This is a genomic window from Oleiphilus sp. HI0125, assembly GCF_001635355.1.
The window spans coordinates 1-6,888 of the sequence record NZ_LWGF01000014.1 but is presented as its reverse complement, the minus strand read 5'-3'; the positions used below and the strand labels follow the sequence as shown (position 1 = coordinate 6,888).

The 6,888-nt window shown below is 45.4% G+C and carries 7 protein-coding genes; 2 read left to right on the top strand and 5 right to left on the bottom strand.

What is annotated here, in order from left to right:
- The coding region (locus A3762_RS00570; RefSeq protein ID WP_197468894.1) for a methyl-accepting chemotaxis protein at positions 1-1,000 on the top strand (1,000 nt) is incomplete at its 5' end.
- Between the two features lie 32 nt (positions 1,001-1,032).
- Here the strand turns inward: A3762_RS00570 and A3762_RS00565 are convergent.
- Positions 1,033-2,073, bottom strand: a complete 1,041-nt coding sequence (locus A3762_RS00565) for an AraC family transcriptional regulator (protein WP_068478204.1) — start codon at positions 2,071-2,073, stop codon at positions 1,033-1,035.
- A 194-nt stretch (positions 2,074-2,267) separates the two neighbouring features.
- On the opposite strand from A3762_RS00565, the gene A3762_RS00560 reads away from it, so the two are divergent.
- On the top strand, positions 2,268-3,125 hold the full coding sequence (locus tag A3762_RS00560) for a metal-dependent hydrolase (protein WP_068753612.1): 858 nt from the start codon (positions 2,268-2,270) through the stop codon (positions 3,123-3,125).
- 39 nt (positions 3,126-3,164) lie between these two features.
- Here A3762_RS00560 and A3762_RS00555 read toward each other — a convergent pair whose 3' ends face one another.
- The 4 genes from A3762_RS00555 to A3762_RS26765 all read right to left on the bottom strand — a co-directional run.
- Positions 3,165-4,385 (bottom strand): hypothetical protein, encoded by a 1,221-nt coding sequence (locus A3762_RS00555; protein ID WP_068753609.1) that lies wholly within the window; start codon positions 4,383-4,385, stop codon positions 3,165-3,167.
- Between the two features lies 1 nt (position 4,386).
- Positions 4,387-5,514: a methanobactin export MATE transporter MbnM gene (locus A3762_RS00550; RefSeq protein ID WP_068753607.1), complete on the bottom strand. Its 1,128-nt coding sequence runs from the start codon at positions 5,512-5,514 to the stop codon at positions 4,387-4,389.
- 61 nt (positions 5,515-5,575) lie between these two features.
- Entirely contained in the window at positions 5,576-6,475 is a 900-nt protein-coding gene (locus A3762_RS00545) for an MbnP family copper-binding protein (protein WP_068753605.1), read from the bottom strand.
- Between the two features lie 169 nt (positions 6,476-6,644).
- A partial coding sequence (locus tag A3762_RS26765; RefSeq protein WP_197468893.1) for a hypothetical protein occupies positions 6,645-6,888 on the bottom strand: 244 nt, incomplete at its 5' end.

Sequence of the window (6,888 nt, the reverse complement as noted above, 5' to 3'; positions counted from 1 at the left end):
TTCTGTTATGTACAATGTTATGCCTTTACTGCAGCATATTATTGGTGTGATGAAAAATATTTTATCGGGCAATACTGATGATCGTATTGGATTTAGTGGCTCGGATGAATTTGGTCAAATCGGCTCATCGGTAGATGCAACTGTCGGTCATCTTTCTACGCTGATTACTTCTGTGAATGAAGCGATTGAGACGCTCACTATTCAGGTTGAAGATATTGATGAACAGTGTCGGTCAAGCACGAGCGAATTGATGCTTCAAAATGATAGTTTGATTCGTAGTTCCGCAGGTATTACTCAAATGGCACAGATTGCTAAAGATGCTTCTGCACGTGCTCAAAGCGCCGATGCCTTAGCCCAAAGTTTGGGAGACAGCATGTCACAGACGGAAACTACTATTGATCAGTTAGTTGCGAAGATGCATGGACTAAGCGGGCGTATGTCAAACTGTTCAGATTCAAGTCATGCCTTACGTGAAACATCTCAAAGTGTGAAAAATGTGTTAAAGGTGATTACTGATATCTCTGAACAAACTAATCTTCTCGCTTTGAATGCTGCGATTGAAGCAGCCCGAGCGGGAGAGGCTGGTCGTGGTTTTGCGGTCGTGGCAGATGAAGTGCGAACGCTTTCAGTGAAAACCCAAGACGCGACGGTTGAGATTCAATCTATGGTCGCTAGCCTAGAAGATACAACTGATCATTTGATGAAAATGATCGACGAAAGCAGCACTGAGACAAACAATGTCAGTGAGCAGTTTGTGGCGACTAAAGAGCAGCTTCAGTCCGTGTTCTTAAATACACAGGAGTTGAAATTGATTAACGCTGATGCAGCGAATGCGGCCACTGAGCAAAGTGCAGCGTCAGATGAATTAGCGCGCGACATTACTGCAACGCAAGATGGCGCTCAAACCTGCGTAAATAGCATGCACACCATTGAGCAGGCAAACGCACGTTTGCGCGAGACTGCAAATAATTTAGCCCAGGGTCTGCGCAAAGGCGCTTAGGGAAGTAAATAAAAGCACGCTTTTGCGTGCTTTTATTTTTGTTCAGTAGTTCTGTATTGCTTGGGCGTTAGCCCTGTTTGTCTCTTAAAAAACTTGGCGAAGTTAGAGTTATCGCTAAAGCCCAATTGATCAGCGATCAGCTCGATGGGTAGTTCGCTAGAAGACAGTTTTTCTTTTGCCGTGAAAAGTCTCACTTCATTTTTTAAGTCTTGATAGGTGTAATCAAGCTCGCCTAGTTTTCTCTTTAGAGTCGCCGCGGACATAAAATTTCGTTCTGCCACCACATCAATGCTGGGAAGGGCGCCTTCTTGTAGAGTGAGAAAATTCCGGACGCGATCGACCAAATCTTGCGGTTTTACTTTTCTTAGCTCCTCTTCGCATTGCGCTAAAGCGGCCTGACAAAGCGCCGTGTTCGCACTTTCAAATGGGGCGTCTAACCATTGGGTAGGGAAGTGCATCGCGCATTGTTTTGCGTTAAACGTGAAACAGCAATAATCCAAAACATGGTGCGGAAAGCCAGCTGGTTCAGGTGCATCGATTTCAATAATGACTTGTCCCTCAAGTGCGCACGAAGCACCAAGAGAGAGATGAACACTCTGTGCCATGCTAACCATCGTACTTAAATCAAAGAAACGTTGTACGTCTGGTGAATGCCCCATACCTTTCAAATCAGTAATTAGCGTCAAAGATACATGTTCTTCTCCGATGACGATTTTCGGGTATTGCGCAGCAAGCCTAGTGTTGTAGTACTTCGTTAATAAAGACAATCCCGCGCGTAAGGATGCGGATGTTTGAATTGCAACACCCAAAGCTCCGTGGCTTGATGGGCGCACCTGCAAACCATAGTAGACGGCATCAGCAATGGGCTGTTTCAGTTTTGCGTAGAGATTTTGCCCAACGCGATTGACGATAAAGTTGCTGACGAGTTCGGGGGGCTGAATGAAATCTGCGGCACTGAGTTCGCTGCCTTCTAAAAGTTCAGAAGGTTGAATGCCTCGGCTCAATGCGAAATCGCGAACAACAGGCAAGTAGTCGCCCGATGCAAGTGTAAGTCCGACGTTATTGTTATTCATATCAATGCGACATTCCCTACATATGAAATGAGCTCAAATGACTTTTTTTTGAAACCTTATCACCTATTGTCAAAGGCTTCAAAAGCGCACTATAGCTTTAACGCAATAATGACTGTTCCATAGTTGGAAAGTCGCAGGTTTAGGTTGTCGTTAAAGATGGCCTGATAATGATTACGCAGCTTAAGGTGAAAGTGATGACAAATACGACCGCTTCCAACAAGACGCCTTTGGATGTCCGTCCTCGTCATATGGAGTTCCCATATGCAGACATGTCGACGCGGGACTTCTTTGATAATAATTGTTTAAAAAGTGCTTATATTGCTGCGATGTCAGCGACCTTTCCAGATGGAGAAGCGGAGTTTATTAAGTCTGTGCGGCCTTATCGTAATGATACGAAAGACCCCAATTTAAAAGAAAAAATTAAGGGGTTTATTGGACAAGAGGCACATCACAGCTTGCAACATAAGCGCTTCAATGAACAGTTGCGTGACAAAGGCTATGACGTCCCGCGCTTAGAAAAGGTCTTTTTGAAGGACTTAGAATGGTCGATCAAACGTCGCTCAGATAAACAGCGTTTGGCATTTACTGTGTGTGTTGAACACTTAACGGCAGTGTTTGCCTGTGACTATTTGAATCATAGAGAGCACTGGGCTGGCATGGAAGAGAGCATCGACCAATTGATGCATTGGCATGCAGTGGAAGAGATTGAGCATAAAAGCGTCGCGTTTGATTTGTATATGGAAATTTTTGGAGATCGTCGCTTATTGAAAAAGTCGATGTGTATTGCTTTGATTCTGTTGCCATATCGCTTCATGAAATACCAAGCGCGTTTACTGTGGTGGGCGAAGCGCATGCCACGCTGGTCTGAAGTAAAAGGGTTTTGGAAGTTTATGTACGGTAAACAAGGCATGACACGCCGCATGGCACCGCATTTGAAAGACTTTTTTAGAGATGATTTTCATCCATGGGATCAGGACGATTCTCATTTCGTCGATGAATGGAAAGAGTCTGTCTATAACCCGGATTATGATTTAAAGGCTAAGGCGGCTTAAGTATCAAAAAGCGCATGATCAACATGCGCTTTTTTCTTTTTAAAGTGCGTACTGGTCTCCCCAATATAAAGCTAATCGAGCAAAGTCTTGTGCATTTTGTGTCGTTTGATCATCGATATACTCAACGCGAAGCATGAGGCCCTCTTGTATTGAGTAGCTATAAGAGAGGCTTGCTCTCGATGACGTATGATCCGCGTGTTGCAATCCAGCTTGCTCGCCGAGAATCGGAGCGCCAGGGCCGCTGAGTCCGTTATCGGTTGATAATTCTTCATAGCCAATCGACAAGTTGTGTTTCTGATATTGAATCGATACGTTTATGTTGCCACCACGCATACTTGCATCAAGGCTCGACACTCTTGTTGCATCAGATAACTCTCCATCACTGTGTCTCTGTAACGCGGAGATTTCTAGTTGATACGAAAGCTCCGAAGACTGCTGCCATTTAATGATGCTTTCAAGGCCATAAAGGGTCTCATTACCTGTAAAAAGAGTCGGTGTTCGAACTGTGCCTGATGAGTGAACGTGGTCATCGGGAATGTTATCTCTGCGACGTTTTACATCTGTGAAAAGACCCCATATACCAACAGTAGCTTGTAGTCGTTCAACGGTATGTTGGTAACGTGCAAACAGATCAAATGCAGGCTGATCGCTGTGATCGCTTCCTGGGTAATTCTCTCCATCCCAAATTTCAATGCCATAAGTACTTAAGCCCTGCGCTCCATGCCAGTTCATGAATTGTGCGCGGAGACCGATATTAGAGTATGTGCCTTCCAATGCGGTGAGAGCTGAAAGTGTTGGCTCAGTGAACGCCCGTTCATTAGGATGCTGGCCATTTTGTAGCGAAAAAGCGCCTTTCATTTTACCTGCTTCTAATTTGATATGTCCTGAAGTATGTGTCCAATGATAACCAAAGAAGGCTTGTTCGATTTCAGTTTCCACATCGCTTGAATGTTCATGAGCGCCAAGCTCTGTGTTTGTGAAAAAACCTGATTCATTAGCCCAAACAAAACCCAGTGTTGCGTCGTTGAGGCTCAAACCTTCTTCACTGGCGTGCATGGCTTCATTGCGGAGTATACCCGGGATATTCCAGTCATCGTTCTGAATATGATCTTGTGTTTGCCACGAAGCATAAATGCTTGAAGTGAGCGTTGCCTGTGGCATGTAGAGAAAGTCACCATGCGCATTGGCATTCATTGCCAAAAGCCCGTTAAGCGCACACGATAGCGTAATGCATATTGCCTGTTTTTTAGTGTCTATCATGTTAATTCCATGGGTTGCTAAAGCGTGGATCGCTTACGAAGCTGTTGTCAGTCAAGCTTTGGAGGAAGGCAATCACATCATTTTTGTCTTGCTCGGACATGTTAAAACCCGTCACAAAACTACTTTTGAAAGGGTTGAGTCTTCCATCTCCAGCATGAGGACCAGTTGTGATTAAACGTCCGCCGGCTGCATAGATTTCGAGGACTTCTCCTAATGTTGCCGCGCTACCATCATGTAAGTAGGGGGCAGTGAGAGCGACATTTCTTAGAGAAGGTGCGCGAAATTTTCCCATGTCGGACGGATCAGCTGTGATTTCAAATAGTCCTGTGTTGTCGTGCGGATAATCGCCCGTACCACCAATGTTGAATAATCCAGTATTGTGAAAGGGACGATTCACGAAGCTCATACTTCGATCCATCGTGGAGTCGCTGAGATGATAGCCGCCGTGGCAGTGGAAACACTCAAGCTCTTCGCTAAAGAACAATTGTCTGCCTCGATGTGCAGCAGCGCTTAGAGCAGTGGCATCGCCTTGTTCGAAGCGATCAAACGCTGAGTTGAAAGACACCATACCTCGAACAAAGCTCACTATCGCATCGCGAATGGTATTAAATGCGATAGGATCACCGAGCTCGGGATAGGCATCGTTAAACAAACTTTGGTAACGCGCCTCGTTTCGGATTCTATCAAGTACTTCTTCTTTGTTGCTGTCATCAATGCCATGCTCAATCGGATTCTCACCGAATAATGGCACAAGGGCCTGTTCTTCTAGGGTAATTAAGGCTAAGTTGGCCCAAGTTTGTGTTGCGTTATAAGCTACGTTCATTAAGCCCTGAGAGTTACGCGCTAAGAGTTCTCCAGTAGAACCTGTTGGCAATGCAATGCCATCACTAAAACCATGTTCTTGGATATGGCAGGACGCGCATGCTTGAGTGCCATTGCCTGAGAGGCGCGTATCGTAAAAAAGATGGCGGCCTAACTGGAACTTTTCTTCGCTCATTTGATTCGCGATGGGCTCGACAGGTAGGGGATATCTCTCTGGCAGATTCCATTCAAAACTTGTTTGGCTTGCATTGTGTGAGGTGTCGACAAAGTCACTTGAGCTACTGCTACATCCAGCCAGAGAAAGCATGAATATTGCGAAAAAGAGGCGCTTATTAAGCGCCTCTCTACAGACTAATAGCCGAAACATATTAACGAACACTAAAGACGGTTTGTGTGACGCTGCTATGCTCTGAGCCGATCGCGACATCTAGACCGAGTGCTTCAAATATTGATGCGCATTCTGGATCGGTCGCGCCTGACATGCACCCTGGCGCTCCATCTAGATCTTGAGTCAGATCTGAATTGCTCACTAGGTTGTCGAAGTTCAGTACGATTTGTTGGCTGCTTGGATCGAAGTTTGTTAAGGCTATTTTAGGGCGATTCGGACGCGCACATGTCACGGTTTCACCGAGTTGAGGATCTCCAGAACAATTGGTGCTCCCGAGATGAAAGTTCCATGAAGAAGCTGAAAAGCCAAGGTCGCTTGGTCGAATGATTCCGCCGACTGGTGCTACGTCGAGTCGCGCAAACTTGTAACCATTTTGCCAATTCCAATGCATGCTCGTCTGATCTAATGGTGCTACGGCCGTTGCTCTATCTGCGTGATTTAATTCAGAGGGAATGCCAAGTGAAAAGGTAATGCCAGTGAACGCGACATTGGCTGGAGCGCTCACGGTTCCTTCAACCTGAGTGTTTGTATTTTTCGTAGCGCCCGAACAGCTCGTATCTTTGTTCATGAAATCGAGCAAGCCCACGTTCTCGTGGTTCCAAGAGTTGTCTTCTAAGTCCAGTGCATACTCATTACTCTGATCATCTGTAAGTCTGATGTCATGCACATAGAATCTAAACTCTCTGATATCAGCATTGGTATTGTTTGTGCCTAGGCCTGTCAGTTGTGTATCGCAATCAATTGATACGTTATTGGCTTCTGCTGCAAATGCGATGGAAACATCTTGTTCTTGTAGGGCGTTGACGTTAGTAGAGCCGCCTGATGAGCAGGCAGCCAAAAGGGCGCATGTTGAGATAGCAGTAAAGTGTGAAAGTTTCATGATGCTCTTGTCCTAATAAAATGAATAAATATTGGCTTTAGGTGGAGCACAGGTCTGAATCTAGAGGATGTCTTCATCAAGCACAATGTATGCACGCGCATGCTTAGAAAAATAAGCAGGCTGACACTGGCTTAGCAATGAAGTTAAATCTAATTGTTGATGACTGTGCTCAAGAGAGCGTCATAGGAGGGGCGCGCGCGCGTTGAAAACTTGTTTTACGCGAAATCGCATTAATTGATCCTGAGCGGATGAAGTCTTGAGTAGGCGAGAATTGCGTGTGCGACAAGTTGCTCGCCAAATGGGCTAGGGCACCTGCCGAAAAGCTACATTGTTCATCTGCGTCGTGAACATTGTGGTTCTGTTCAGAATCACTATCTGTAATAAATACTTGTTTAATGCCTGCGTCGGCCGTA